Source organism: Segatella asaccharophila (assembly GCF_054687055.1).
The window spans coordinates 18,493-44,906 of the sequence record NZ_BAACAN010000017.1; the positions used below are offsets into that span (position 1 = coordinate 18,493).

Here is a 26,414-nt window from a genome sequence, read left to right on the forward strand (position 1 = left end):
TCCTTATTTCCCGCTTATTTCCGGTTCCCCTTCTTCTTGTTTTTGGAAGGTTCTTCCTTTTCTTGTGACATTTCCCTTTCCTTTTTGATGGCCAGTTTCTCATTGCGTTTTTTACTGGTACAAATACTCCAGATACCAATGATGATAAGTGGAATGGAAAGAACCTGACCCATGTCGAGCGGCAGTCCTACTTCAAAGGGTTCCTGGACTTCTTTCGTATATTCAATTAGAAAACGGAACGTAAAGATAAGAGCCAGACAAAGACCGAAATAGAATCCTGATCCTATGGTCTTAGGACCTTTCTTATGATAGAAGGCATAAATAATCAGGAAGATAATACCATAGGCGATGGCCTCGTAGAGTTGGCCCGGATGGCGAGGGTAACCGTCATCTTGTACGAATATAAAAGCCCATGGCACATTAGTGACACGACCGATAATTTCTGAATTCATCAGGTTTCCCAGCCGGATGAACATCGCAGTTACCCCGGCACAGATGCCCATATCGTCCAGGACGACCCACCAGCCGACCTTGTTCCTGCGGCAGTAAAGATAGATACCGATAAACATACCGATAACCCCTCCATGTGAAGCGAGTCCTTCATATCCGGTAAGTTTCCAACTTCCGTCAGTCATGTGGCGGATAGGCAGGATCATCTCGACGACATGATCCCAGCTGCTCAGAAAGTAATCCGGTTGATAGAACAGGCAGTGGCCTAAGCGTGCACCGATAAGTATGCCTACGAAGATATAGATAATCAGTGGATCGAATTTTTCCTCTGGAATGTGCTGTTGTTGATATAATTTCTTCATCAGCAGGTAGCCTAAGATGAGTCCTACTAGCCAGCACATTGAGTACCACCGGAGTGTGACAGGTCCGAGATGTCCTATGATAGGATTCGGATTCCAGACGATATAATTCAATAAATCGGTCATAGTTCAGAAAATTTGATTTCCAGTAAAAGGCTTTGATGAATGTCTGTCAGCAAAATCCTGTGTCTACCGGGAAGGGTTTATTTTTTATAAAAATCTTTTCTCTGGAGGATTTTTCCATCCTCCAGGAAGTAACTGCCGTTAGTTTTTGGATACATTAAAACGGAAGTGCATGATGTCTCCATCCTGGACGATATAGTCTTTTCCTTCAATGCCCATCTTTCCGGCGTCCCGGACAGCCGTCTCGGATCCATAGTTGAGATAATCTTCATATTTGATCACCTCGGCACGGATGAAACCCTTTTCGAAGTCGGTGTGTATGACGCCTGCGCATTGCGGAGCCTTCCAGCCTTTGTGAAAGGTCCATGCTTTCACTTCCATCGGACCTGCCGTAATGAAGGTCTGCAGGTTGAGCAGTTGATATGCTTTTTTAATCAGGCGATCCACTCCACTTTCTTTCAGTCCCAGTTCATCCAGGAACATTTTTTTGTCCTCATAAGTATCCAGGGCCGCAATGTCCTCTTCTGTCTTGGCTGCAATGATCATGGATTCGGCACCTTCATCAGCTGCCATTTTTTCCACTTTTCTGCTGTAATCATTGCCGTCTTTAGCAGCCGTTTCATCCACATTGGCAACATAGAGTACAGGTTTTGTCGTCAGGAGGAACAAGTCATGGGCCGTTTTCTGAAGTTCTTTGTCATCGAAGGTAACCGTACGTGCGTTCCTGCCTTGTTCCAACGCAGTCTTGTAAGCGTTGAGAACTTCGACAGATTCTTTAGCTTCTTTATTACCGCTGCCGGCTATTTTCTCTTGCTTCTTGAGCTGAGATTCAATGGTCTCGAGATCCTTCAACTGGAGTTCTGTATCTATAATGCTCTTATCTTCTTCCGGATCTATAGGAGCACCACCTTCACGGATGATATTATCATCGTCAAAACAACGGATGACATGAATGATTGCATCACATTCACGGATATTTCCGAGGAACTTGTTCCCCAGTCCTTCACCCTTACTGGCACCTTTGACCAGTCCTGCAATATCCACAATCTCACACGTGGCAGGTACGATACGGCCCGGGTGTACGATTTCGGCGAGTTTGTTTAGTCGTTCGTCCGGTACGGTAATCACGCCGAGGTTTGGTTCGATCGTGCAAAAAGGAAAATTTGCTGCCTGAGCTTTAGCACTTGACAGGCAGTTGAAAAGAGTAGACTTTCCCACATTTGGAAGGCCTACAATGCCACATTTTAATGCCATTTCTTAATTTTTAAATCTATACTATGCAAAGGTAGCATAACTTGAACGAAAATCAAAAAAAATAGCTTTTTTTATTGATCTATTGTCAATTATTGCATTTCTTTTTAATACCTATCAGGGTATGCTTTTCGGGCAATATCGCTATAATGCTTTACAAAATCGGTTTTCTTTTCAGTATAAGCATCTCTGTCGTGTTCGTAAGGTTTCCATAAAGACAGTTTCAGCCGTTCGTATTTTTTTGCAATATCTGCATGATCCCTTAAGTAGTCCCGGAAATAGAGTTCATCATTATCGCCTTCATAATGGACATGCAGATGGAAAACTTTTTTTGAAAATCCTTGTATGGTGTATCCCTTATTAAACGATAATCTTTTTTTGATCTTCATGCATCAATAAATATCCTGCGTCTAGAACATATTTCTTGATACTTTGAATAGCATATTCTTTTCTTATTTCAACAAGTATATCAATAGTTGGTTTAGCCCATATATTGTCAATGGAAGTACTTCCTATATGATTGATATGTATAATCATATTTGCAGGCAGATATTTTTTTAAGTATGTCAGTTCTTCTTCGTACCATTTTCCCCATTCATTATTATGTTCTGTCAAGATAATTGGAAAGAGTTGCCATAGTTCTTCCAAAGTCATGTCTGATAATCTTTTTTTCATTTTTCCCTGTTTCAATGAGCTTCCAGCCAGTTCTTTCCCCAGCCAGCATCCGCAATCAAAGGAACTCTGAGTTTGTAAGCGCCTTGCATTTCTTCCATGACAATCTTCTCGACTGCGTTCCGTTCCTCTGGAAAAACAGAAAAGTTGAGTTCGTCATGTACCTGGAGAATCATTTTCGAGCGGATTCCTTCTTTCCTGAAACGCTGCCAGATATGGACCATTGCCACTTTGATAATATCAGCTTCGCTACCTTGTATTGGGGCATTGATGGCATTGCGTTCTGCGAAACCGCGGACAGTACCATTGTGACTTTTGATGTCCGGCAGATAACGGCGGCGGTGGAAGAGGGTCTCGACGTATCCCTGCTGGCGGGCAATTTCCTTAGCTTTTTCCATATAATCCTTTACCTTTGGGAAGGTTATGAAATAATCTCTGATCAGGTCCCTGGCTTCTCCGTTTGGAATATCCATCCGTTGGGCAAGTCCATAAGGGGTAATGCCGTAGATGATACCGAAATTGGCTTGTTTGGCTTTTTTCCTTTCCTGAGGCGTTACATCCTTCATCTCTTTGTGCCAGATCTTGGCGGCAGTAGCCGCATGAATATCCAGCCCGTCCTTGAAGGCATTGATCATGTTTTCATCTCCAGAAAGGTGAGCCATAATACGCAGTTCTATTTGGCTATAGTCAGCAGAGAAGAACAAGCAACCGGGTTCTGGAATAAAGCATTTTCGGATCTCCTTTCCGTCATCGTTCCTGACAGGTATATTCTGCAGGTTTGGGTCACTCGAACTGAGGCGGCCCGTGGCAGTAATGGTTTGGTTAAAGGAGGTATGAATATGTCCGGTGCGGGGATTGATCAGTTTGGGTAAAGAATCAATATAGGTTGTCAATAATTTTTTCAACCCCCTGTAGTTTAAAATCTCATCTACGATTGGATTTTTAGAACGCAACTGTTGGAGGACTTCCTCACTGGTAACGAACTGTCCTGTCCGTGTCTTTTTCGGTTTGTCTATGATTTTCATTTTGTTGAAAAGGATTTCCCCTACCTGTTTGGGTGAGGAGATGTTGAATCCTTCCCCTGCAAGTTCATAGATATGTTTTTCTATTTCCTGCATCCGATGGGTAAAACTATCAGATGTTTCCTGTAAAGCTTTTGTGTCCAGTCGGACTCCAGTCATTTCCATATCGGCAAGGACTGGCACGAGAGGCATCTCAATTTTCTGAAACAGTTCTTCCAGATTCAGTTCTTTGAGTTTTGGTTCGAGGACATTTTTCAGTTTCAGAGTGATGTCTGCATCTTCAGCAGCATATTCATATACGGCCTCCGGTTCCAGATCACGCATATTTTTTTGGCCTTTTCCTTTTGGTCCGATCAGTTCTTCAATGTGCACGGTCTGATAATGCAGATAGATTTCTGCCATGTAATCCATATTGTGTCTCAATTCCGGTTGAATGAGATAATGGGCGATCATGTCATCGAACATACTGCCCTTTATTTCGATACCGTAATTTTTGAGAACTTCATAATCATATTTAATATTTTGACCGACTTTCAGAATATTCGGGTCTTCATATACTGTTTTGAATATATTAACTATTTTTTGAGCTTCTTCACGATTTGCGGGAATTGGAATATAAAAGGCTTGATTTTCCTTGATAGAAAAACTCAAACCGACTAATTCTGCATCTATGGCATGAGTGGAAGTAGTTTCTGTATCTAAACTGAGAATTGATTTTGTCCTGAAAAAATCACAAAGTTCTTTCATATTTTCTTGATTATCAATAAGTTGATAATCATGAGGTGTTATTTTTAGGCTCTTTAGATCCGTTCGTTCGGGAATTTCTTCCCGGTCATTCGATTCATCAGAAAAGAGACTTAACTGAGTGTTTACTTTTTTTGCCTTATTTTCACGTTTTTTTAGAGCTTTGTTTTTCAAGGTGTTGAATTCAAGACGGGTGAAGATTTCTTCAAGTTTTTTCTCATCAGGATTTTCCACCTTCAGTTTTTCAAGTGTGATGTCCATCGGGATGTCCGTTTTGATCGTAGCCAGATATTTTGACATTTTAATGTCATCGATAGCCCCTTCAACTTTTTCCTTCATTTTTCCCTTTAGTTGACAGGTATGGGAGAGGAGAGCATCAACGCCTCCAAACTGTTGGATAAGTTTTATGGCTGTCTTTTCTCCGATACCGGGGCAACCAGGATAATTATCAGCGGAGTCACCCATGAGTGCGAGAAGATCAATGACCTGTTTAGTGGAAGAGATACCATATTTTTCTTTTACTTCCTGTTCTCCCATCTTGTCATATCCGCCTCCATGGCGAGGCCGGAACATATAAATATTAGGACCTACGATCTGTCCATAGTCTTTGTCAGGAGTCAGCATATAGGTCTCTATTCCCATTTTTCCAGTTTGTGAGGCAACGGTTCCGATTACATCATCGGCCTCAAATCCATCTTTTTGCAGAATGGGTATGTGATAGGCCTCCAAGATTTCCTTGATGATGGGTACAGAGCGTTTGATCACTTCCGGAGTTTCTTCACGTTGCGCTTTATATTCTGGAAATACTTCGTTTCGAAAGGTCTTTCCATGATCAAAGGCTACTCCGATATATTCCGGTTTTTCTTTGGTGAGAACCTCGTTAAGGGTATTGTAAAAGCCCAGAATAGCAGATGTATTCAATCCTTTAGAGTTGATCCTCGGGTTTTTGAGAAAGGCGTAATAAGAACGATATATAAGTGCGTAAGCATCTAAAAGAAACAGTTTCCCCATAATATTTTCTATTTAATGGTGTAAATTTACAAAAAAATTGCTGTAAATGCGATAAAATCATTATTTTTGTAGCAGATTTAGATTTCCATGGACTATCTATCTGTTATCAGACAACCGATTCAAAAGGAGTTGGATGACTTTATTGCGTTGTTCAATAAGGCTCTTTCACATAGTAACGGTCTGCTTTCTCAAGTACTGGATCATATCCGGCAGCGAGAGGGCAAACGGATGCGTCCTATATTGATCCTTTTGATCGCACGTAATTTTGGCAAGATCAACGATATTACTTTGAATGCTGCTGTAGGGCTTGAGTTACTGCATACAGCCTCACTGGTTCACGATGACGTGGTGGATGAGAGTTCGGAGCGTCGCGGCCAGGCATCTGTTAATGCGGTATATGATAATAAGGTAGCCGTACTGGTTGGGGATTATATCCTCTCTACTGCCTTGCTCCATGTTTCTTATACCCATTCAGAAGTGATCGTCCGCTATCTTTCCGAGTTGGGTCAGACCTTGTCTAATGGAGAAATTCTTCAGTTGACAAATATTCAGAATGAAGCTATCTCTGAAGAAGTTTATTATCAGGTGATTAAGCAAAAGACCGCTGCTCTTTTTGCTGCTTGTGCAGCTATTGGAGCAGAATCTGCCCATGCTACCCATGATGAGGTGGAGGCGGCACATTCTTTCGGTCAAAATCTGGGTATCATCTTTCAGATAAAGGATGATATTTTTGATTATTCGGATTCTAAAATCATAGGAAAACCTACAGGTAATGACCTTGCAGAAGGTAAACTGACCCTGCCGGTCATTTATGCATTGAATTCAACTCATAATGAGGAGATGATGACCTTAGCTAAAAAAGTTAAGGCTCGTACGATTCAGCCAAATGAGATTACTACTTTGGTGAATTTTACTAAAGCAAATGGTGGTATTGAGTATGCTGAGAAGAGAATGTGGGAATTTCATGCTGACTGCGTCAGGTTCTTGGATGATTATGTGAAAGAAGGAGATATTCGGACTTCATTGAAGGCGTATTTGGACTTTATTATCAAAAGAGACAATTGAGTAAACTGAATCTTTCTGAGAGGAAGTGGGTATAGGGTAATAACTGTTACTGTGTAGTCTGAAACAAGGAATCCGGAGAAGATTTCCCCGGATTCATGATTTTTAGTTATAATTTTACGATTATAAATATTTATAAACTATTTATGGGTTCACTTATATTCTGACCAGATAGAGGCAGCATGTTTCATCATGTCACTTAGAAATACTTAATATCCCTTTCCAGAATCTCGCTGAGTAATAGATTAGCCAGACTGCTTGTACCCAGCCTGAACCATTTATTAGTCAACCATTTATTACCGAGAACTTCCTTGACAATAGTGTAATAGATGACAGCATCCATGACGGTTTTCATTCCACCAGCAGGTTTGAGGCCAATCTGTATCCCTGTTTCATCATAATATTCTTTTATGGCTTGGCACATGATATAGACGCTTTCAGGTGTAGCTCCGATTTTCTCTTTACCTGTAGACGTCTTGATGTAGTTGGCACCTGCATACATCGCCAATATGGCGGCTTTCTTGATGTTGCTGTAACTGCCCAGATCCCCTGTTTCCAGGATAACCTTCAAAGGGACATCCTTACAGACTTCTTTCAGTTCATCTATATCATCACAAACGCCTTCATAATCATTACTGAGGAATTTTCCTACGGGCATCACAATGTCTATATTGGTGGCACCGTCAGCAATCGCTAATGATGTTTCGGCAATTTTTACTTCCATACGGGCTTGGGAAGAGGGGAAATTACCACAGACATTCGTGATCTCTACACCATCTACTTCCAGGCTTTTGGCTACTAGTTCCGTAAATACAGGATATATGCAGATAGCTGCTACATGAGGGAGTCCCGGATAATCTCCATAGAAATTGTTGACCTTCTCTGTCATCGCAAGTATTTTTTCCTCGGTATCTGTGGTGTGCAATGAGGTTAGTTCGACACTTCCTAAAAGAAATTTCTTAACCTCTTTCGTATCATTATCAGCTACTTTTTCAGCTATTAATTTCTTCACGGTCTTATTGATCTCCTCCTCATTGAGGTGAGTGTCATACTTTTCCAGGGCCTGATCGTACTTGCTTTTTTCAGGCTTTTCTTTCCTTTTCTTTTCCAGTTCATTCAACTTTTTGGGGTCAATGGTTGGTTGGATGTTACTTCTGTATGCCATTATAATTTAATTTTAATTGTTTCTTATTTCTGTCCTTTCCGGCAGACACCTTTGCGGTTGTCTATTGCCGGGGTTTTTCTTTCAGCTTCGGATTACTAAGATGTCTCGTACCATCCCGCTTAGTCTTCTTCTCAAAACTCTTCCTGAGTTCGTCGGTAAGGTCTACACCGGTTTGGTTTGCCAGACAGAGGAGTACCCACAGTACATCTGCCATTTCTTCTCCCAGATTAGCTTTTTCTCCTTTTTTAAAACTCTGGTCACCGTAGGTGCGGGCCATTACTTTAGCTAATTCTCCTACTTCCTCGGTCAGACATGCCATATTGGTGAGTTCACTGAAATATCGGACGCCATAAGTTCTGATCCATTGATCAACTGCTACTTGAGCCTCTTTAATAGTCATATCTATATGTTTTTTGCCTCCAGGACAAACTTTCATAAGTTCCTGTTATGACACTCTTTATGGGTGATGAAGCGCGTCTGTAAGCTATTCCTTGTTATGAGTATCCATGATAATCGTTACAGGACCATCATTGAGTAATTCGACTTGCATGTCGGCACCGAATTCTCCGGTTCCAACCGGTTTGCCAAGAGCAGTTGAGAGCCGCTTGCAGAAGTTTTCATAGAGAGGAATGGAGATGTCATGTCGTGCAGCCCTCAGCCAACTTGGGCGGTTTCCCTTCTTGTAACTTGCGAAAAGGGTAAACTGACTGACGATAAGAATGTCTCCGTTTATTTCTTGTATAGAGCGATTCATAACGCCGTTTTCGTCATCAAAAACTCTTAATCCTATGATTTTTCTGACCAGCCAGTCTACATCATCCTTTTGGTCGCTGTTTTCAATTCCTACTAGAATCAGATAGCCCTTGCCAATAGAAGATTTTCTCGTTCCTTTGATGGATACGGAGGCCCTGCTGACTCTTTGTATTACAATTCTCATGTTACAAATATACTAATTTTATTTGGCTTCTGATGCTTTAGTTTTTAAAATTATCATAGAAATCTGTATATGTTCATGATTTTACTTTTCCATCAAAATTCAGGTCCTGTTGATTTATTGTGATTTTTTGTTGGCCTGCACTGTTGGATGGAAATGGTCATATATTATTTTAGATTTGCTGTAACCTAATATCTTAGTGAGCGTTTGAAGGTCTGCACTTTTAATCATTTTGGCACTTTTGAGTTCTTTATAGAGGGCATTTTTACTTTTTTCTCCGATCCCTTTAATATCATCAAGTTCGCTGTGCAAGGCATTCTTAGAGCGTTTGTCACGGTGAAAGGAGATGGCAAAACGGTGTACTTCATCCTGGATCTGAGTCAATAGTTTGAAAAGTTCGCTTTTCACATCCAGTCCAACTGTTTGTGGAGGAAAGCCGAACAGGAGTTCGTTAGTCCTGTGGCGGTCGTCCTTTGCCAGTCCGGCTATCGGGATATTAAGGTGTAATTCACCTTCAACGACTTCTCGTACCACATCCATTTGACCTTTTCCTCCGTCGGTGATAATCAAGTCGGGCAGGGGATGCTTCTCTTCCATCATCCTTTTATACCGGCGGCGGACGACTTCTTGCATGGAAGCATAATCATCAGGTCCAATGACTGTTTTGATATTGTATTTCCGATAGTCCTTTCGGGAAGGTTTCATTCCCTTGTAGACGATGCATCCTGCTACTGCATCTGTACCAGAGATGTTGGAATTGTCGAAACATTCGATTGTATAAGGTAGTCTAGACAGTTTGAGTTTGTCTTGCAGTTCTTTCATCAGACGAGTGTGTTTCTGTTCTGGATTCAACTTCTCTGCTTGTTTTAACCGGTCAAAGCGGTATTCTTTTCCATTCATTTCAGAAAGGTCCAGAAGATGTTTCTTGTCTCCTCTCTGTGGAATAAAGAATTCTGCATCCTTTATTTTCCAATCCATTTTAAAGGGGACAATTATTTCTTTGGCATGACTGTCAAATCGGCTTCTGATCTCTGGAATGGCAGTATTCAGAAGGTCTTCATCAGTCTCGTCCAGTTTGCGCTTATATTCATACGTGAAACTTTGATTGATAGCTCCGTTCTTAACGTGGATATAATTGATATAAGCGTTTTTCCGGTTCTCTTCATCCGTGATGGTGAAAACGTCTACATCCGTTATGGTATGGCTTACTACTTCACTTTTAGAGACGAATTCCTGTAGCAGGAGATAACGATTCTTGAGTTCTTCAGCTTCCTCAAATTTCAGAATTTTTGCATTTTTCATCATGAGCTGATAGAGCAGAGAACTTATCTCACGCGTATTTCCCTTCAGGATCTCTTCTGCCTGTTTCATGTTTTCCATGTATTCTTCATGACGGATCTTGTTGATACACGGAGCATAGCAATTATGAATATGGTATTCCAGGCATGGCTTGTATTTTCCTTCCTGCACTCCGACTTTTGTAATGGGCTGTCTACAGGAACGGGGTTTATATAATTTATGGATGAGTCCAAGCACATTATACATACTTGTCAGATGTGGGAATGGGCCGTAGTATGTTCCGTAATTTTTGTTGATGCGTCTTGTCTTGAAAATCCGTGGAAAATATTCATGAGTCACGACGATGCTGGGATACGTCTTCCCGTCTTTTAGCAAAACATTATATCGGGGGTTGTATTTTTTGATCAGAGAATTCTCCAACAGTAGGGCATCTTCTTCTGTATTCACTACGGTATAGGAAATATCGTAAATTTTCGAGACCAGCACTTTTGTCTTAAACCGGTCTACTTCTCTATGGAAATATGAGGATACCCTTCGCTTCAGATGCTTGGCTTTTCCAACATAGATAATCTTGTGCAGATGATCATAAAACTGATAGCTGCCAGGCTTTTCAGGCATGTTTAGAACGATGTTCTTTAAATATGCTATACGCTTTTCGTTTTCTTCTTTAGTCACTTCGTATATCCTTTATTATCAGTTAGTTTGATGCAGGTTGTTTCACGTGAAACTTTATACTCTGCCTGCTTCATCATATTGCCAGTCAGTTATGAATTTCTGTTCTGTCTGTTCAGAATTCTAATTCTTCAAATGCCTTGTTGTCACGAATACACGCAAATATAATGTTTTTTCTATTATGCTGCAAATCCGGGGACTACTTATTATGCCTGGAATTATTTTGGTAGGAGATAGTGCTTTCCACCAGTATGATTCTTTGCTCCGTAAGTGGACTTTATCCGATGGGGCAACCTCTTGTCTTCTAAATATTGTAGTAACTAAAAAGCCTTCCCGGCGATGTGTGTAGGCCAGGAAGGCATTCCCCTTTCTTCTTGTCTTTTTCCTGTGGTTATAATTTTAAAAGGGAAGTAACCTCCAGGTCCTTGTCAAAATTACTGCGTCCGTTTAGTCCTTCATTTACCAGTTCGATGATAAAGTTACAATAAATCTTTTTAGGATGAAATTTCTTTACCAGTTTGTATGCTGCCTGCATGGTCCCTCCAGTGGCGAGGAGGTCATCATGCAGAAGAACAACATCGTCGGGAGTAATGGAATCCTTATGCATTTCTATCGTATCGATTCCATATTCTTTTGCATAACTTTGCTGAACGGTCGGGCAGGGTAATTTTCCTGGTTTCCTGCAAAGGATAACACCTGCTCCGATACGTGTAGCTAAGGCAGATGCCATGATGAACCCGCGGCTTTCTATTCCGGCAATCTTGGTGATTCCCTTGTCCTTGTAGAGGTCATACATTTCATCACTGATTTCTTTCAGGCATTTTGGATCTTTCAACAATGTGGTAATATCTCTAAAATTTACTCCTTTAATCGGCCAATCCGGTACCGTCCGCAATTTGTCAATCAACATTTGGTTATTCATTCTACTTATCTTTAAAGGTTGTTTTATATTTGTCGTTTAAATAAAGTGCTCCGCTCTTTCCTCTTGCCAGCAAAATACGATATGCTCTTTTATTTTTACCCTCTTTCCAAACTGTTTTATGTGGCTTGAGCCTTCATCTTTTTCGTTTTACTTTAATCGTTAAGTTGCAATATATCAGAAGTTTATAGCTGATATGGTTTCACGTGAAACATGCTCTTGCAAGGCATGCTTTTCTTGATTAAACGTTCTATGGATCATTAGTTGACAATTGAATAAAGTAGGAGTGTTGATCTACTGAAGCCGCGAGGGGGACAATTATCTTCCCATCAAGATGAGGAGCACGTTAATGTCACTCGGAGAAACCCCGGGGATCCTGCTGGCCTGAGCGAGGGTGTCCGGATCGATCCTTGCTAATTTTTGCCTTCCTTCCGTGGAGATCTCTTTCAGTTCTTCATATTTGAAATGTCCCCTGATTCTTATATTCTCAAGTCGGTGCATCTTGTCAGCCACAATTTTCTCTCGGTCTATGTAGCCTTTGTATTTCATCCGTATCTCAGCAGCTTCAGCAATCTCTTCTTTCCGATTAACGGGTGAATTCAGGATTTCTTTTAATCCAGGTATGATTCCGGATAGTTTTTTCAGGTTAAGTTGTGGACGAGCGATAAGATCTACTAATTTGCAACCAGCGCGTAATGGAGTGGAGCCCCATGCTTCCATATAAGAATTAATTTCTTTCGGCTTGATTGGAGTGTTTTTGCAGAAATTCAAGAGCCGGTCCAGGGCCTCCTTCTTTTGCGTCCACCATTCATATCGGTCTCTTTTTACCAATCCCAACTGATATGCTTTTTCAGTCAGTCTGGCATCTGCGTCATCCTGCCGGAGAAGAATACGGTATTCAGCGCGAGAAGTGAACATCCGGTAAGGTTCATCCACCCCTTTTGTCGTCAGATCGTCAATCAGTACTCCTATATAACTCTCGTCTCTTCCTAATATAAATGGATCACCTCCGCCACAATGGATGGCTGCGTTAATGCCAGCAAGTGTTCCCTGTCCTCCTGCTTCTTCATAGCCGGTAGTGCCATTGACCTGTCCGGCAAGAAACAGCCCCTTGATGATTTTTGATTCCAGTGAATGATAGAGCTGAACAGGGTCGAAATAATCGTATTCGATAGCATATCCAGGACGGTAGATTCGGGCATCTCTCAAGGCTGGAATATGATGAATGGCTTCGAGTTGAATATCTGTAGGCATACTTGAGGAGAATCCGTTCAAGTACATCTCATTAGTGTCGGTTCCTTCTGGTTCGAGGAATAGAGGATGTTGATCTTTGTCTGGAAAGGTGACCAGTTTGGTCTCAATGGAAGGGCAATATCGTGGCCCTTTGCTCTTGATTTGACCGTCGAAAAGAGGAGAATCCTTGAGACCGCTTCTCAGAATGTCATGGACAGTTTTATTAGTATAGGTCGTCCAACAAGGGAGTTGTTTTAAAACACGATGTGGGCCCATATAAGAAAACTGGTGAAAATCAGCATCTCCCTTTTGCTCTGTCATATCCTCGAAGTGGACACTGCGTTTATCGATCCGTGGAGGGGTTCCTGTTTTCATCCGGCCGGTGCGGATGCCCCAGCGCGTGATGCTTTCCGTAAAATGATGTACGGCCGGTTCTGCGATCCTTCCACCTTCCAGCATGTGACGTCCGATATGCAGAAGTCCGTTGAGAAAGGTCCCTGCAGTGACAATTACGCTCTTAGCATGAAATTCTATGCCCCAGATTGTGCGGACCCCAACAGCCTCGTTGTTCTTGACGAGTAAGGTGTCTGCCTGATCTTGCCAGATGTCAAGATTAGGAGTATGATCAAGTACCGTTCTCCATTCCCAGATGAATTTGCCCCGGTCACATTGAGCCCTTGGGCTCCATACAGCCGGTCCTTTTCCTATGTTGAGCATTCGGAACTGAATGGCAGTCCGGTCGGTAACCAGAGCCATTTGCCCTCCTAAAGCGTCAATTTCACGGACGATCTGTCCCTTTGCAATGCCACCGACGGCAGGATTACAACTCATCTGACCGATCTTGTTCATGTCCATCGTTATCAGACACGTCTTAGCTCCCATATTGGCAGAAGCTGTTGCTGCTTCACATCCAGCATGCCCTCCGCCGATAACAATTACGTCATAATTGAAATTCATCTCCGTTTTCCTTTTTCGGCAAAAGTAAGAAATTAAATCGAAATTTTATAGCAATCGCTTTGTTTAATCATCAAAAAATGGTAAATTTGCAGCAAGAGCGGTTTGGCGCCTACCTATTTATATGGGGGCTGAAAACTTCTGAAGATAAGTCTTAACTCAATTACGCTTTTAGTGGACGATGACTAAGGGATGTCGTCGGGCTTTTGAGGCGATAAAAGACGGATCGTGTTGTGGATTGTGAAATATTTTCAAACAGTTAAATAATTAAATTACAATCATTTATGTGGTTAATCAATTCACCTATTGGTAGAAAGGTGGTAATGGCCGTAACAGGCATTTGCCTTATTCTATTTTTGACATTCCACGTTTGCATGAACACTGTAGCCTTTTTTTCCGGAAATGGTTACAATGAGGTTTGCGCATTCTTGGGTTCTAATTGGTATGCCGTCCTTGGTACTATCATTCTGGCTGTTTTAGCCTGCTTCCACATTGTGTATGCTTTTATTCTGACCATTCAGAACCGTCGTGCACGTGGTAGTGAGCGCTATGCAGTGACAGCCCGCCGTCCGGAAGTCAGTTGGTCTTCCCAGAACATGCTGGTGCTCGGGCTGATCATCCTTTGCGGTATTGTCCTTCATCTGGTCAATTTCTGGTCGCACATGATGCTTGCCGATCTTGCTGGCACAACTTCTTCCATTGCCGGACCTACTGATGGCTTCGGTTGGATCAAGTACACCTTTTCTCATCCCTTACTTGTCGTTCTTTATCTCGTATGGTTTGGTGCTATCTGGTTTCATCTTTCCCATGGTTTCTGGAGTTCAATACAAACTTTAGGCTGGAGTGGAAAGATCTGGTTGAAACGCTGGCAGACCATTGGCATCATCTACGTGACCATTCTGATGGCTGCTTTTGCGATTATCGTCTTGTCTTTTGCTTTCGGTTTTGCACCCAGCCTTCACTAATTCATGATTAATATTATCATTTAAAGAATATCAGATTATGTCAGATATAAAGATTGATTCTAAGATTCCAGAAGGTCCGTTAGCTGAGAAATGGACCAATTACAAAGCCCATCAGAAACTGGTTAATCCGGCTAATAAGCGTAAGTTGGACATTATCGTCGTTGGTACCGGACTGGCTGGAGCTTCCGCTGCTGCTTCTTTAGGGGAGCAGGGCTTCCACGTTATTAATTTCTGTATTCAGGATTCTCCGCGCCGTGCTCACTCAATTGCTGCACAGGGAGGTATCAATGCTGCAAAAAACTATCAGAACGATGCAGACTCTGTCTATCGTCTGTTTTATGATACTATCAAAGGTGGAGATTATCGTTCTCGGGAGGCTAATGTTTATCGTCTGGCCGAGGTAAGTGCAGATATCATTGACCAGTGTGTGGCAGAAGGTGTGCCTTTTGCACGTGAATATGGTGGACTGCTGGCTAACCGCTCTTTTGGCGGAGTCCAGGTGAGCCGTACTTTCTATGCTAAGGGGCAGACAGGACAGCAATTGCTGCTCGGTGCCTATTCTGCATTGATGAAAGAGGTACACAATGGTACCGTGGAACTCCACACCCGTACAGAAATGGAAGATCTTGTCATTATTGATGGTCGTGCTCGTGGTATCATCGCTAAAAATCTGATTACCGGTAAACTGGAACGCTATGCTGCTCATGCCGTTTGTGTCGCAACCGGTGGTTATGGCAACACCTATTTCCTCTCTACTAATGCTATGGGCTGCAATTGTACTGCAGCTATGCAGTGCTATCGGAAAGGTGCATGGTTCGCAAATCCTTGTTTCGTGCAGATTCATCCGACTTGTATCCCTGTACACGGGGACAAGCAGTCTAAGTTGACGTTGATGTCAGAATCTCTTCGTAATGATGGACGTATCTGGGTTCCTAAGAAACTTGAAGATGCTAGAAAACTCCAGAGCGGAGAAATTCAAGGTAGGGATATTCCTGAAGAGGACCGTGATTATTATCTGGAACGCCGCTATCCTGCATTCGGTAATTTGGTTCCCCGTGATGTTGCTTCTCGTGCAGCTAAGGAACGTACAGATAAAGGTTTTGGGGTTAACTCTACCGGACTGGCTGTGTTCCTCGACTTTAAGGAGGCAATCGGGCGTCTGGGGAAAGATGTCGTTACCCAACGCTATGGGAACTTGTTCGATATGTACAAACGGATTGTCAATGTAGATCCTTATACGAATCCGATGATGATTTATCCGGCCATTCACTATACGATGGGAGGTCTATGGGTAGACTATGAACTTCAGACTTCCATTAAAGGATTGTTTGCCCTGGGTGAGTGTAATTTCTCCGACCATGGTGCTAACCGCTTGGGTGCGTCTGCATTGATGCAAGGATTGAGCGATGGTTATTTCGTCGTTCCTTACACGATGCAGAATTATCTGAGTGACCAGATCTCTGTTCCACGTTTCAAGACTGATGCTCCTGAATTTGATGAGGCAGAGAAAAACGTCAAAGCTGAGATTGACCGCATCTATAATATTAAAGGTGATGAGAGCGTTGATTCCATCCATAGAAAGTTGTATAATATTATGTGGAATTATGTAGGAATGGCTCGTAATGAAGCAGGCTTGAAAAAGGCCCTTTCTATGTTGAAAGATGTGCGTCAGGAATTCTATGCACATGTCCGTGTGCCTGGACCGGAAGAAGGACTGAATGTAGAACTTGACAAGGCTATTCATCTTCGTGATTTTATCACCATGGGTGAGTTGATCGCATACGATGCCTTGAATCGAAACGAGAGTTGTGGCGGGCATTTCCGTGAAGAATCGCAGACAGAAGAAGGTGAAGCTAAGCGTGATGATGAACATTACATGTATGTAGCTTGCTGGAAATACGAGGGTTCTGATGATGCTGCTCCTACGCTTCTCAAGGAACCATTGGACTATAAGTACATTAAGGTTCAGGTACGTAATTATAAGAAGTAATCCTTCATACAGGATTGTTGATGTATCAATTAAATCAGATAAAAAAAATGGATAAGAATATAAATTTCACGCTGAAGGTCTGGCGTCAGGATGGACCGCAGGCAGAAGGTCATTTTGATTCCTTCCAGATGAAGGATATCCCTACTGATACCTCTTTCCTCGAGATGTTGGATATCTTGAACGAACAGTTGATAGAGGCTAACAAGGAGCCGTTCGTATTCGATCATGACTGTCGAGAGGGAATATGTGGTATGTGCTCACTTTATATCAACGGTCATCCACATGGACCGGCACAAGGGGGTACGACCTGCCAGTTGTATATGCGTAGTTTCAATGATGGGGATACGATTACAGTAGAGCCGTGGCGTTCTGCTGCTTTCCCTGTTATCAAGGACTGTATGGTAGACCGTTCTGCATTTGATGAGATCATGGCCGCCGGTGGTTATATCACTGTCCGGACAGGAGCTGCTCAGGATGCAAATGCAATACCTATTCCTAAGGATAAGGCGGATGAAGCAATGGACTGTGCTTCTTGTATCGGTTGTGGCGCTTGTGTGGCTGCTTGCAAGAATGGTTCCGCCATGTTGTTTGTCAGCTCAAAGATAAGCCAGTTTGCTTTACTTCCTCAGGGACGTGTTGAAGCTGCCCGTCGAGCTAAATCAATGGTTGCAAAGATGGAAGAATTGGGCTTTGGCAACTGTACCAATACGCGTGCATGTGAGGCAGAATGTCCGAAGAACGAGACCGTGGCAAATATCGCCCGTCTGAATCGTGAATTCATCAAAGCTAAATTGAACGACTAATAGAATAGTATTTTATCTACATACTGCCCCCCACGAAGTCAGTTTATTTTCTTCGTGGGGGTTTTTACGATTGGTGATATGAAGAGAGGAAGCTTTTTGTTGTCTGCTGTTGTATTCTGTTTCATGGGATGTGCACATGCACCGAAGAAAGCAGAAGGGACGCTCGTCCCGCAGGTATCAAAGGAGCCACCGGTCAGAAGTTCATTTACTACTGCCCGGTTGTCGAAAGCTTCATCTTCCTCACAGCCTGTCTTGAGTAAGACCGCACAGTCATTGGCCCGGCAGGGATATGTGAATGTAAAAGATGAAGATTCCACAATCTGTGTTTCTTTGATGTATTCCCGACCGGACAATTTTTGCGGAGTTGTCTTGTATGGGGATTTGCGGGAAGCTTACTTGCATCCGAAGGCAGCCCGGGCTCTGAAGCGGGCACAGGCATATTTAAAGTCGATTCGTCCGGATTTGAGTTTGATCGTTTTTGATGCGGCACGACCTATGCACATCCAACAGGAGATGTGGGACCGCGTAAAGAATACACCGGAATTTTTTTATGTCAGTAATCCTGCCCATGGAGGAGGGCTGCATAATTATGGCCTGGCAGTAGATGTTTCTCTTTGTAACTTAAAAGGGGATACTCTGGATATGGGCACCAAGATTGATTTTATGGGACCCGCAGCACATATAGACCGGGAGAATAGTCTGGTCAGGCATCATCGTATCTCACGTCAGGCTGAAGCTGATCGATTACTTCTTCGCAGGGTGATGCGTCATGCCGGTTGGAGAGCACTTCCCACGGAGTGGTGGCATTTTAATTTCTGTTCGAGATCTGTTGCCCGGAAATATTATAAGGTTATTCCTTGATCCAGTCAATATCCTTGGCTGAAAATAACGCTCCTCTTTTGAAAAGGCGATCCTCTTTTTTATCTAAATGGTTGATCCTTTGCACATAATAATAAAAAATGCGCATAAACAGGCATGATGGAGTATAAAACTCTCTAATATATTTCAAAAAAATCTTCACCTTTTGTTCTTTTCCTTTTATTTTCTTAACTTTGTAAGTTTAAAGCAATATTTATATTAAATTATATGTCAGCAATAGAAATCAGAAAGGTCGAAACCAAAAGAGATCTCAAACATTTTATCGATTTTCATTACGACCTGTACAAGGGAAGTCCATACGATGTACCTAATCTATTCAGTGACGAATTCAATACGCTGGATAAAAACCACAATGCCACTTTCGAATTCTGTGAAGCCGAATATTATATGGCTTATAAGGATGGGAAACTTGTGGGGCGTATCGCAGCGATCATCAATCATAAAGCGAATAAAAAGTGGAATCGTAAATCGGTACGTTTCGGATGGCTTGACTTTATTGATGACAAGGCTGTCCTTTGCTCATTGCTGAAGGCTGTAGAGACTTATGGAATAAGCAAAGGTATGACGGAAATCGTAGGACCTTTAGGTTTCACAGATATGGATCCGGAAGGAATGTTAACCTGGGGTTTCGATAAATTAGGAACAATGCCTACTCTTTACAATTATCCTTATTATCCTGAATATATGGAGCAGATAGAAGGATTTGTAAAGGATAATGATTATGTGGAATATTATTTGAAAGTGCCGGAAAAAATACCGGACAAGTATACCCGCATTGCTAAAGTGGTAGAAGATCGTTACCATCTTCGAATCAAAAAACTTACGAAGAAAGATATATTCAAGGGTGGTTATGGCCGCAAAATTTTTGAGCTGATTAATGAGACCTATTCCGGTCTTTATGGTTATTCAGAACTGAGTGATGCCCAGATTACCCAGTTAATTCAATCCTATTTTCCATTTATTGATCTTAGTTTGGTTACCCTTATAGAGGATGCCAGTGCGGACAATAAACTTGCCGGTATCGGTATCACGATGCCATCTCTATCTAGGGCTATGCAGAAATGCCATCGTGGGCGTCTGTTGCCATTTGGCTGGTGGTACGTGCTCCGGGCCATTAAGTGGCATAAGACAGAAGGTGTGGATCTTCTCCTTTTGGGTTTCCTTCCAGAGTATCGTAAGAAAGGAGCCAATTCTTTGCTTTTTGCTGATTTGATACCTAGGTATCAGGCTTATGGCTTTAAATGGGGAGAGAGCCAGGTGGAAATGGAAAGCAACGAAGGGGTCCAGAGCCAGTGGGGACCATTGAATCCGATCAATCATAAGCGCCGTCGTTGTTTTAAGAAGATCATTGCTCCAGTTGTTGATGCTAAGGATGAAAATGTGGAAGTGAAATGATTTCCAGTGATTTCATACAAAAGTTAACTTTTTGGAATAAAACTATTATAGAAGGTCAGAGCATGATTAATATCATGATTTAGTCATGACGCTTGAGGTTCTGACAGAATTTATGCAACAATATCGGGATGAAGTGATTATAAAACTGGTATTGCTGGTTCGGAAAACACAAATAGAAGAACAAGGAAGGGTATAAATGTCAGAAGATAATGATCGTCATGTGAATCATCAAACGGAGGGTACGTCCGCTTATACTGATGCGAACATTCGTCATTTAAATGATATGGAGCATGTCCGCACGCGCCCGGGGATGTATATTGGACGTTTGGGGGATGGTTCTTTGCCGGAAGATGGGATTTACGTACTCCTCAAAGAGGTAGTGGATAATTCTATTGATGAATTCAAGATGAATGCCGGCGATTGCATTGAGGTGAATATTCAGGATCATTTGCGGGTGTCAGTGCGTGATTATGGCCGTGGAATTCCTCAGGGGAAACTGGAAGAAGCTGTAGCAAAACTGAATACTGGAGGTAAATATGATACTCGTGCTTTTAAGAAGAGTGTAGGACTGAATGGTGTCGGCATAAAGGCGGTCAATGCCTTAAGTTCAAAATTTATTGTACGAAGTTTCCGAGATGGGAAAGTCCGTGAGCTGATTTTTGAACGGGGTGTTAAAAAGAGTGACAGGACAGAACCATCATCGGAGGAAAAGGGTACCTATATTTTCTTTGAGCCGGATCCAGTTATGTTCAGGAATTATACCTTTCATGACGATATCGTGGAGACGATGCTTCGTAATTATACTTATTTGAATTCTGGCCTGAGCATTCTTTATAATGAACGGCGTATTCATAGCCGCAATGGACTACAGGATCTGTTGACAGATAACATGACGGTTGACGGGCTATATCCGATAGTCCATATCAAAGGAGAAGATATTGAAATAGCCTTTACCCATACGAACCAGTATGGAGAAGAATATTATAGTTTTGTGAACGGTCAGCATACTACTCAGGGAGGAACCCATCAGAGTGCGTTTAAGGAACATATTGCAAAGACGATCAAGGAATTCTTCAATAAAAACTATGACTATACGGATATCCGTAATGGAATTGTTGCAGCTATTGCCATTAATGTTGAGGAACCTGTGTTTGAAAGTCAGACTAAGATTAAATTAGGCAGTACTCAGATGTCCCCTGGAGGTGAGTCAATTAATAAGTATGTAGGAGATTTTATCAAGCAGAATGTAGATAATTTCCTCCACATCCATCAGGATGTGACGGAAGTGATCGAGAATAAAATCAAAGAGAGTGAGCATGAACGCAAGTCTATGGCTGGAATTACCAAACTGGCCCGTGAACGTGCAAAAAAGGCGAGCCTTCATAATCGTAAGTTGAGGGACTGCCGGATTCATTATTGTGATCAAAGAAATCCTCGGAAGGAAGAAAGTTGTATCTTCATTACCGAAGGAGATTCTGCTAGTGGAAGCATTACAAAAAGTCGTGACGTGAATACTCAGGCCGTATTTTCGCTTCGAGGCAAACCTCTGAATTGCTTTGGACTGACCAAGAAAGTAGTATATGAAAATGAAGAATTCAATCTTCTCCAGGCTGCTCTGGATATAGAAGATGGATTGGATGATTTGAGATATAACAAGGTGATTGTGGCTACGGATGCAGATGTTGATGGCATGCATATCCGTTTGCTGATGATTACGTTCTTTCTCCAGTTCTATCCTGAACTGATTAAGAAGGGGCATGTTTTTGTGCTCCAGACACCGCTCTTTCGTGTACGTAATCGGAAGACGAAGATTAAGGATAAAAAAAGCATCTCAGTTTATGAGACTAAATATGGAAAGAAGAGTGATTTTATTACTTCTTACTGTTATTCGGATGAGGAGCGCCGCAAAGCGATTGATGATCTCGGACCTGATCCTGAGATCACGCGGTTCAAGGGGCTTGGGGAGATCTCCCCGGATGAATTTGCCCATTTTATCGGTCCTGACATGAGGCTGGAACAAGTTACGCTTCATAAAAACGATCAGGTGCAGAAGTTGCTGGCTTATTACATGGGGAAGAATACGATGGAGAGACAGAATTTCATCATTGACAATTTGGTGATCGAAGAGGATCTTCCTGAGGAAGAGAGTCTTCCGGTGGTTAAGGACGAACAGGGCCAGGAAAAGTCCGTTGGATAGAGTACTTGTCTGGGTGAAAGATATTTTCGGATTTGCTGGTGGATGAGAAAAAGGTCGTAATTCATATAATATCAAATTATGTTTTATAAAAAGAAAACAGTTCTGTTGGCAGTGTTGCTATGTTGTGTGATCACTGCTTCTGCACAGTTCCGGATTCATTTGGAACGGCGTTCTCCATTGGCGAAACTCAGCGCTGCTGAATTGGCAATAGAAAATCTCTACGTTGATTCCGTTGATGAAAATAAATTGGTAGAAGACGCCATTCGCGGAATGCTGGATAAGTTGGATCCTCATTCTGCATATACTACTCCGTCTGAAACGAAAGAGTTGAATGAACCTTTAAACGGTGATTTCGATGGAATCGGAGTACAATTTAACATGATGAATGATACATTGATTGTCATTCAGCCTGTCGTTAACGGGCCTTCAGAGAAGGTTGGCATCATTGCTGGTGATCGTATCGTTGCGGTCAACGATACGGCCATAGCAGGCGTTAAAATGCCACGGGAACAGATTATGAAGCGTCTTCGGGGACCGAAAGGAACGAAAGTCGATTTAACGATTGTCAGGAAGGGAGTTTCGGGGGTACTTCATTTTATGGTTATTCGTGATAGAATTCCTTTGAAAACGGTAGATGCTTCTTATATGATCCGTCCGGGAATCGGTTATATTCGACTGGAGAGTTTTGGCCTTCATAGTCCTGATGAGGTCTCCCAGTCCATTGATTCTCTTCAGCATAAAGGGATGAAGGATTTGATCCTAGACCTTCAGGAAAATGGAGGAGGCTATTTGCAATCTGCCGTACAGATCGCACAGCAGTTTTTGCCCGATCATGATTTGATCGTGTATACGCAGGGCCGTCATTCTCCTCGGGAGGAGTTTCGTTCAGACGGTAAAGGTAAGATGCTCAAGGGTAAGGTCGTTGTTCTTATTGATGAACTTTCTGCATCAGCTGCAGAGATCGTGACAGGAGCATTGCAGGACCAGGACCGTGCTATTGTCGTTGGCCGCCGGTCTTTTGGAAAAGGACTGGTACAGCGTCCTATACCTTTCCCTGACGGGAGCATGATCCGACTCACTGTAGCTCATTATTATACACCAAGTGGACGTTGTATCCAGAAACCTTATAAGAAGGGAGATCTGAAAGACTATGAGATGGATCTGGACCATCGCTTCAAGCATGGGGAGTTTACAAATCGTGATAGTATCCATTTTGATCCTTCCCAGAAATATTATACCCTTCGTAAGCATCGTCTTGTTTATGGTGGTGGGGGAATTATGCCTGACTACTTCGTTCCTTTGGATACACTGCAATATACGGCGTTCTATCGCCAACTGCTGGCCGGTAATTCTATTTATACGCAGACACTTTCTTACCTTGACAGTCATCGGAAAGAACTGAGGGCCAAATATCCTGTATTCGAGAGCTTTCGCAAAAACTTTGTCACTCCCCAGGTGCTGATGGATAGTATTGTAGCAGATGGAGCCAGACAGAAGATTAAGCCAAAGGATGATGATGAACTTCAGAAAACCATTCCGACCATGTCTGTTCAACTTAAGGCCTTGATTGCCCGCGATCTATGGAATATGGATGCTTATTTTGAAATTATGGATGAGAGTAATCATACGGTACAAAAGGCGTTACAATTATTGACCGAAAAGAATAAGTAAGGTGAATAAATAAGCGTATCTTCTATCTTCTGGATATACTGGGATTTTCTGCTGATCCTATGATCTAAAAAAGATGCCGTTCTGACTTGAAGAAAAGTCTGAACGGCATCTCCGTTTTATGATGATATGGTTCCTTTCTTAATAAAAGGAGAGAAAACTACTTGCTCTTTGATGGATGAAGAGTTGATTCGTTCATAAATAATTCTGAATTTGAAAGTTCCTGGGAAATAAAGCACTTCTTACAAGTTAGAGCATTGCTAATGCAGCATTTTCATTAGCTTCCATGATTTCCCGTTCTCCAGGTCCCTTATCGTTGATTCCACAAAGGTGCAGGATACCATGAATGATGACACGGTGGAGTTCATTATCATAAGCTTTGTTGTACTTTTTAGCGTTTGATCTGACCGTATCCAGGGAAATAACAATATCTCCATTAAGCACATCTCCTTCATCATCATCAAAAGTGATAATATCTGTATAATAATCATGACCGAGATACTGTTTGTTCGTTTCCAGCATTTTTTCGTCATTGACAAACATATAGCCGATTTCACCGATCTTCCGTCCATGTGCGGCAGCTACTTTCTTGATCCAGGATGTAGTGTCCCTTTTCCTGATTTTTGGCATTTCTATGCCTTCAGCTTGATAACTAATCATATTCTTTGTTTTGACTCTCCATTGAGATCGAAGAGGTTTCCTTTATTTATTCTTATCTTTTTCCGGCAGGAATTCATGTGCATCATGACCAAAATGCCGGAGTTCGCGGACCAGTGTAGAACTGACACTTTCCAATTTGGGATCGGAAAAAAACAGTAGCGTTTCCACTCCGCCAAGTTGCTTGTTGATGTCAGCCTGTTCGCGTTCATATTCGAAGTCTCTCAGGTTCCTGACTCCGCGGACAATATATTGTGCTTGTTCACGCTGCGCCAGATCAATGGTGAGATCTTGATAAGAGACTACCTTGATCTTTGGCTCTTCCGCATAGAGGGCTTGTATGTCCCTGACCCTTTGGCCTATCTCCTCTTGTGTATGCTTGAGCTCACTGACAGCTACGGCAATAACCAGACGGTCGAAGAGAGGTAGCGCCCGCATTACGATATTTTGATGTCCTGTTGTAAAAGGATCAAAAGTTCCGGTATATAAACCTGTTTTCATCGCTTTCTAATTATGCTTGTACTATTTTTCCTAACTTCTTTTTTATTTTAATTCTGATTCGATCTAAAAAAAACTTTGCTCCATGGGATTGCTGCTGGGGTAGTTCCTACCCAGATGATCGTAAGCTAGCAAGGTTGCTACCCGCCCGCGAGGGGTACGTTTAATGAAGCCATCCATGATCAGATAAGGCTCATAAACATCTTCTATGGTTCCGGAGTCTTCTCCGATAGCTGTGGCGATAGTTGATACTCCTACAGGACCACCTCGGAATTTATCAATAATAGTTGTCAGTATCTTGTTGTCAATCTCATCAAGTCCGTATTGGTCAATGTTTAGAGCTTTCAGGCCCATACGGGCAATATCTCCGGTGATGGTTCCATTTCCCTTTACTTGGGCGAAATCACGGATTCTGCGTAATAAACTGTTGGCGATACGGGGCGTACCACGTGAACGCCGGCTGATTTCTTCAGCTGCATCATCTTCGATTTTTACCTTCAGGAGTTTGGCTGATCTCATAATGATTTTTTTCAGCGTTTTTGGCTGGTAGTATTCCAAATGAAGATTAATGCCGAAACGCGCGCGTAGAGGAGCGGAGAGTAATCCGCTTCGTGTTGTGGCTCCGATAAGTGTAAAAGGACTTAAATCTATTTGGATGCTTCTTGCTGAGGGCCCTTTGTCGATCATAATATCGATGCGGTAGTCTTCCATTGCAGAATACAGATATTCCTCTACAACAGGAGAAAGGCGATGGATCTCATCAATAAAGAGAACATCCTTTGGTTCCAATGAGGTGAGAATACCTGCCAAATCTCCGGGTTTATCCAATACGGGTCCACTGGTCACCTTGAATCCTACACCGAGTTCATTGGCAATGATATTGCTTAGTGTTGTCTTTCCAAGTCCTGGTGGTCCGTGAAGTAATGTATGGTCGAGTGGTTCTCCCCGGAATTTCGCAGCTTCGACAAAGATTCTGAGATTTTCCACTACCTTATCTTCTCCGCTGAAATCATCAAATTTCAGGGGACGTAGTGCTTTTTCAAACTCTTTCTCTGCCGAAGACTCGTTTTCTTGGTGGATATTAAAATCTTCGTCCATGTCTTATGATTGATTTTCTTTGTATGCAAAGATACGAAAAAGAATCGATACTGGATCGGCGGGTGTATTTTTTTGATTTCTGGAAAGAAATTCCGGCCATTTGGTAAAACAGACAATCAAAATTTATGGTTATCAGTTGCTTTTTTGGAGGGAGTATGGTAAATATCCATTATAAACAAAAAGCCTCTTTTGAGGGGAATATTCGCTGAAGTAAACGATTACACAAATATTCTGTGAAAAAAAGATGCTGATCATTTTCATAAAAGGAAAGATTCTTTTATCTTTGTGACTAAAAATTAATAAAGTTATAGAATGGAAACAGAAAAAATCAGTGATCAGAAAAAGGCTAAGGATTTTGACGATTGGTTGTTTGAGTATATTGAAAACCATTTTT

20 protein-coding genes and 1 pseudogene are annotated in these 26,414 nt (G+C 42.1%); 8 read left to right on the top strand and 13 right to left on the bottom strand.

The window, feature by feature from the left end; all coding sequences use genetic code 11:
* Positions 1 to 14: 14 nt before the first annotated feature.
* The 4 genes and pseudogenes from lgt to polA form a co-directional block, all read right to left on the bottom strand.
* Positions 15 to 935 carry a prolipoprotein diacylglyceryl transferase gene (lgt, locus tag ACYRYG_RS09770; RefSeq protein ID WP_293416313.1) on the bottom strand — a complete coding sequence of 307 codons (921 nt, stop codon included), beginning with the start codon at positions 933 to 935 and terminating at the stop codon, positions 15 to 17.
* Positions 936 to 1,073: 138 nt separating this feature from the next.
* A complete protein-coding gene (gene ychF, locus ACYRYG_RS09775; protein ID WP_293416311.1) occupies positions 1,074 to 2,186 on the bottom strand; it encodes a redox-regulated ATPase YchF in 1,113 nt (370 codons plus the stop codon).
* A gap of 104 nt (positions 2,187 to 2,290) precedes the next feature.
* Positions 2,291 to 2,858, bottom strand: a pseudogene (locus ACYRYG_RS09780) (GrpB family protein).
* A gap of 11 nt (positions 2,859 to 2,869) precedes the next feature.
* The gene (polA, locus tag ACYRYG_RS09785; protein ID WP_294076535.1) at positions 2,870 to 5,632 is read right to left on the bottom strand and encodes a DNA polymerase I; all 2,763 of its coding nucleotides are present in this window, start codon (positions 5,630 to 5,632) and stop codon (positions 2,870 to 2,872) included.
* An 87-nt stretch (positions 5,633 to 5,719) separates the two neighbouring features.
* On the opposite strand from polA, the gene ACYRYG_RS09790 reads away from it, so the two are divergent.
* Positions 5,720 to 6,697 (top strand): polyprenyl synthetase family protein, encoded by a 978-nt coding sequence (locus ACYRYG_RS09790; protein ID WP_293416305.1) that lies wholly within the window; start codon positions 5,720 to 5,722, stop codon positions 6,695 to 6,697.
* A gap of 196 nt (positions 6,698 to 6,893) precedes the next feature.
* Here the strand turns inward: ACYRYG_RS09790 and deoC are convergent, their stop codons facing one another.
* From deoC to mnmG, 6 genes are all read right to left on the bottom strand, one after another.
* Positions 6,894 to 7,859 carry a deoxyribose-phosphate aldolase gene (deoC, locus tag ACYRYG_RS09795; RefSeq protein WP_293416303.1) on the bottom strand — a complete coding sequence of 322 codons (966 nt, stop codon included), beginning with the start codon at positions 7,857 to 7,859 and terminating at the stop codon, positions 6,894 to 6,896.
* A 61-nt stretch (positions 7,860 to 7,920) separates the two neighbouring features.
* Positions 7,921 to 8,259 carry a nucleotide pyrophosphohydrolase gene (locus ACYRYG_RS09800; RefSeq protein WP_293416301.1) on the bottom strand — a complete coding sequence of 113 codons (339 nt, stop codon included), beginning with the start codon at positions 8,257 to 8,259 and terminating at the stop codon, positions 7,921 to 7,923.
* Positions 8,260 to 8,343: 84 nt separating this feature from the next.
* A complete protein-coding gene (dtd, locus tag ACYRYG_RS09805; protein WP_293416299.1) occupies positions 8,344 to 8,796 on the bottom strand; it encodes a D-aminoacyl-tRNA deacylase in 453 nt (150 codons plus the stop codon).
* Between the two features lie 114 nt (positions 8,797 to 8,910).
* Entirely contained in the window at positions 8,911 to 10,767 is a 1,857-nt protein-coding gene (gene uvrC, locus ACYRYG_RS09810; RefSeq protein WP_293416297.1) for an excinuclease ABC subunit UvrC, read from the bottom strand.
* 388 nt (positions 10,768 to 11,155) lie between these two features.
* Positions 11,156 to 11,686 carry an adenine phosphoribosyltransferase gene (locus ACYRYG_RS09815; protein WP_293416295.1) on the bottom strand — a complete coding sequence of 177 codons (531 nt, stop codon included), beginning with the start codon at positions 11,684 to 11,686 and terminating at the stop codon, positions 11,156 to 11,158.
* A gap of 315 nt (positions 11,687 to 12,001) precedes the next feature.
* Positions 12,002 to 13,873 carry a tRNA uridine-5-carboxymethylaminomethyl(34) synthesis enzyme MnmG gene (mnmG, locus tag ACYRYG_RS09820; protein WP_293425288.1) on the bottom strand — a complete coding sequence of 624 codons (1,872 nt, stop codon included), beginning with the start codon at positions 13,871 to 13,873 and terminating at the stop codon, positions 12,002 to 12,004.
* Positions 13,874 to 14,154: 281 nt separating this feature from the next.
* Here mnmG and ACYRYG_RS09825 point away from each other — a divergent pair, with 281 nt between their 5' ends.
* The 7 genes from ACYRYG_RS09825 (at position 14,155) to ACYRYG_RS09855 (ending at position 23,770) form a co-directional block, all read left to right on the top strand.
* Positions 14,155 to 14,835, top strand: a complete 681-nt coding sequence (locus ACYRYG_RS09825; protein WP_460198061.1) for a succinate dehydrogenase/fumarate reductase cytochrome b subunit — start codon at positions 14,155 to 14,157, stop codon at positions 14,833 to 14,835.
* A 37-nt stretch (positions 14,836 to 14,872) separates the two neighbouring features.
* The gene (locus ACYRYG_RS09830; RefSeq protein ID WP_293416289.1) at positions 14,873 to 16,825 is read left to right on the top strand and encodes a fumarate reductase/succinate dehydrogenase flavoprotein subunit; all 1,953 of its coding nucleotides are present in this window, start codon (positions 14,873 to 14,875) and stop codon (positions 16,823 to 16,825) included.
* Positions 16,826 to 16,872: 47 nt separating this feature from the next.
* Complete coding sequence (locus ACYRYG_RS09835; RefSeq protein WP_293416287.1) at positions 16,873 to 17,628, top strand: succinate dehydrogenase/fumarate reductase iron-sulfur subunit; 756 nt, start codon at positions 16,873 to 16,875, stop codon at positions 17,626 to 17,628.
* Between the two features lie 78 nt (positions 17,629 to 17,706).
* Complete coding sequence (locus ACYRYG_RS09840) at positions 17,707 to 18,489, top strand: M15 family metallopeptidase (protein WP_293416285.1); 783 nt, start codon at positions 17,707 to 17,709, stop codon at positions 18,487 to 18,489.
* Between the two features lie 225 nt (positions 18,490 to 18,714).
* Entirely contained in the window at positions 18,715 to 19,902 is a 1,188-nt protein-coding gene (locus ACYRYG_RS09845) for an N-acetyltransferase (protein WP_293416283.1), read from the top strand.
* Between the two features lie 196 nt (positions 19,903 to 20,098).
* Positions 20,099 to 22,099 (top strand): DNA topoisomerase IV subunit B, encoded by a 2,001-nt coding sequence (locus tag ACYRYG_RS09850; RefSeq protein WP_293424362.1) that lies wholly within the window; start codon positions 20,099 to 20,101, stop codon positions 22,097 to 22,099.
* Between the two features lie 78 nt (positions 22,100 to 22,177).
* Complete coding sequence (locus ACYRYG_RS09855) at positions 22,178 to 23,770, top strand: S41 family peptidase (protein ID WP_293416279.1); 1,593 nt, start codon at positions 22,178 to 22,180, stop codon at positions 23,768 to 23,770.
* A 246-nt stretch (positions 23,771 to 24,016) separates the two neighbouring features.
* Here ACYRYG_RS09855 and ybeY read toward each other — a convergent pair whose 3' ends face one another.
* The 3 genes from ybeY to ruvB all read right to left on the bottom strand — a co-directional run bounded on the left by ybeY (position 24,017) and on the right by ruvB (position 26,020).
* Positions 24,017 to 24,427, bottom strand: a complete 411-nt coding sequence (ybeY, locus tag ACYRYG_RS09860) for an rRNA maturation RNase YbeY (RefSeq protein WP_293416277.1) — start codon at positions 24,425 to 24,427, stop codon at positions 24,017 to 24,019.
* A gap of 42 nt (positions 24,428 to 24,469) precedes the next feature.
* Entirely contained in the window at positions 24,470 to 24,925 is a 456-nt protein-coding gene (coaD, locus tag ACYRYG_RS09865) for a pantetheine-phosphate adenylyltransferase (RefSeq protein ID WP_293416275.1), read from the bottom strand.
* 63 nt (positions 24,926 to 24,988) lie between these two features.
* Complete coding sequence (gene ruvB / locus ACYRYG_RS09870; RefSeq protein WP_293416273.1) at positions 24,989 to 26,020, bottom strand: Holliday junction branch migration DNA helicase RuvB; 1,032 nt, start codon at positions 26,018 to 26,020, stop codon at positions 24,989 to 24,991.
* Positions 26,021 to 26,414 lie beyond the last annotated feature (394 nt).

What these genes read in the sequence shown, in the direction of transcription:
- ybeY (WP_293416277.1), bottom strand. Translation starts at nt 24,427, where the DNA reads ATGATTAGTTATCAAGCTGAAGGCATAGAAATGCCAAAAATCAGGAAA.
- ACYRYG_RS09815 (WP_293416295.1), bottom strand. Translation starts at nt 11,686, where the DNA reads ATGAATAACCAAATGTTGATTGACAAATTGCGGACGGTACCGGATTGG.
- ACYRYG_RS09800 (WP_293416301.1), bottom strand. Translation starts at nt 8,259, where the DNA reads ATGACTATTAAAGAGGCTCAAGTAGCAGTTGATCAATGGATCAGAACT.
- lgt (WP_293416313.1), bottom strand. Translation starts at nt 935, where the DNA reads ATGACCGATTTATTGAATTATATCGTCTGGAATCCGAATCCTATCATA.
- deoC (WP_293416303.1), bottom strand. Translation starts at nt 7,859, where the DNA reads ATGGCATACAGAAGTAACATCCAACCAACCATTGACCCCAAAAAGTTG.
- ACYRYG_RS09830 (WP_293416289.1), top strand. Translation starts at nt 14,873, where the DNA reads ATGTCAGATATAAAGATTGATTCTAAGATTCCAGAAGGTCCGTTAGCT.
- dtd (WP_293416299.1), bottom strand. Translation starts at nt 8,796, where the DNA reads ATGAGAATTGTAATACAAAGAGTCAGCAGGGCCTCCGTATCCATCAAA.
- ACYRYG_RS09825 (WP_460198061.1), top strand. Translation starts at nt 14,155, where the DNA reads ATGTGGTTAATCAATTCACCTATTGGTAGAAAGGTGGTAATGGCCGTA.
- polA (WP_294076535.1), bottom strand. Translation starts at nt 5,632, where the DNA reads ATGGGGAAACTGTTTCTTTTAGATGCTTACGCACTTATATATCGTTCT.
- mnmG (WP_293425288.1), bottom strand. Translation starts at nt 13,873, where the DNA reads ATGAATTTCAATTATGACGTAATTGTTATCGGCGGAGGGCATGCTGGA.
- ACYRYG_RS09845 (WP_293416283.1), top strand. Translation starts at nt 18,715, where the DNA reads ATGTCAGCAATAGAAATCAGAAAGGTCGAAACCAAAAGAGATCTCAAA.
- ACYRYG_RS09835 (WP_293416287.1), top strand. Translation starts at nt 16,873, where the DNA reads ATGGATAAGAATATAAATTTCACGCTGAAGGTCTGGCGTCAGGATGGA.
- ychF (WP_293416311.1), bottom strand. Translation starts at nt 2,186, where the DNA reads ATGGCATTAAAATGTGGCATTGTAGGCCTTCCAAATGTGGGAAAGTCT.
- ACYRYG_RS09790 (WP_293416305.1), top strand. Translation starts at nt 5,720, where the DNA reads ATGGACTATCTATCTGTTATCAGACAACCGATTCAAAAGGAGTTGGAT.
- ACYRYG_RS09855 (WP_293416279.1), top strand. Translation starts at nt 22,178, where the DNA reads ATGTTTTATAAAAAGAAAACAGTTCTGTTGGCAGTGTTGCTATGTTGT.
- ACYRYG_RS09850 (WP_293424362.1), top strand. Translation starts at nt 20,099, where the DNA reads ATGTCAGAAGATAATGATCGTCATGTGAATCATCAAACGGAGGGTACG.
- ruvB (WP_293416273.1), bottom strand. Translation starts at nt 26,020, where the DNA reads ATGGACGAAGATTTTAATATCCACCAAGAAAACGAGTCTTCGGCAGAG.
- ACYRYG_RS09840 (WP_293416285.1), top strand. Translation starts at nt 17,707, where the DNA reads ATGAAGAGAGGAAGCTTTTTGTTGTCTGCTGTTGTATTCTGTTTCATG.
- coaD (WP_293416275.1), bottom strand. Translation starts at nt 24,925, where the DNA reads ATGAAAACAGGTTTATATACCGGAACTTTTGATCCTTTTACAACAGGA.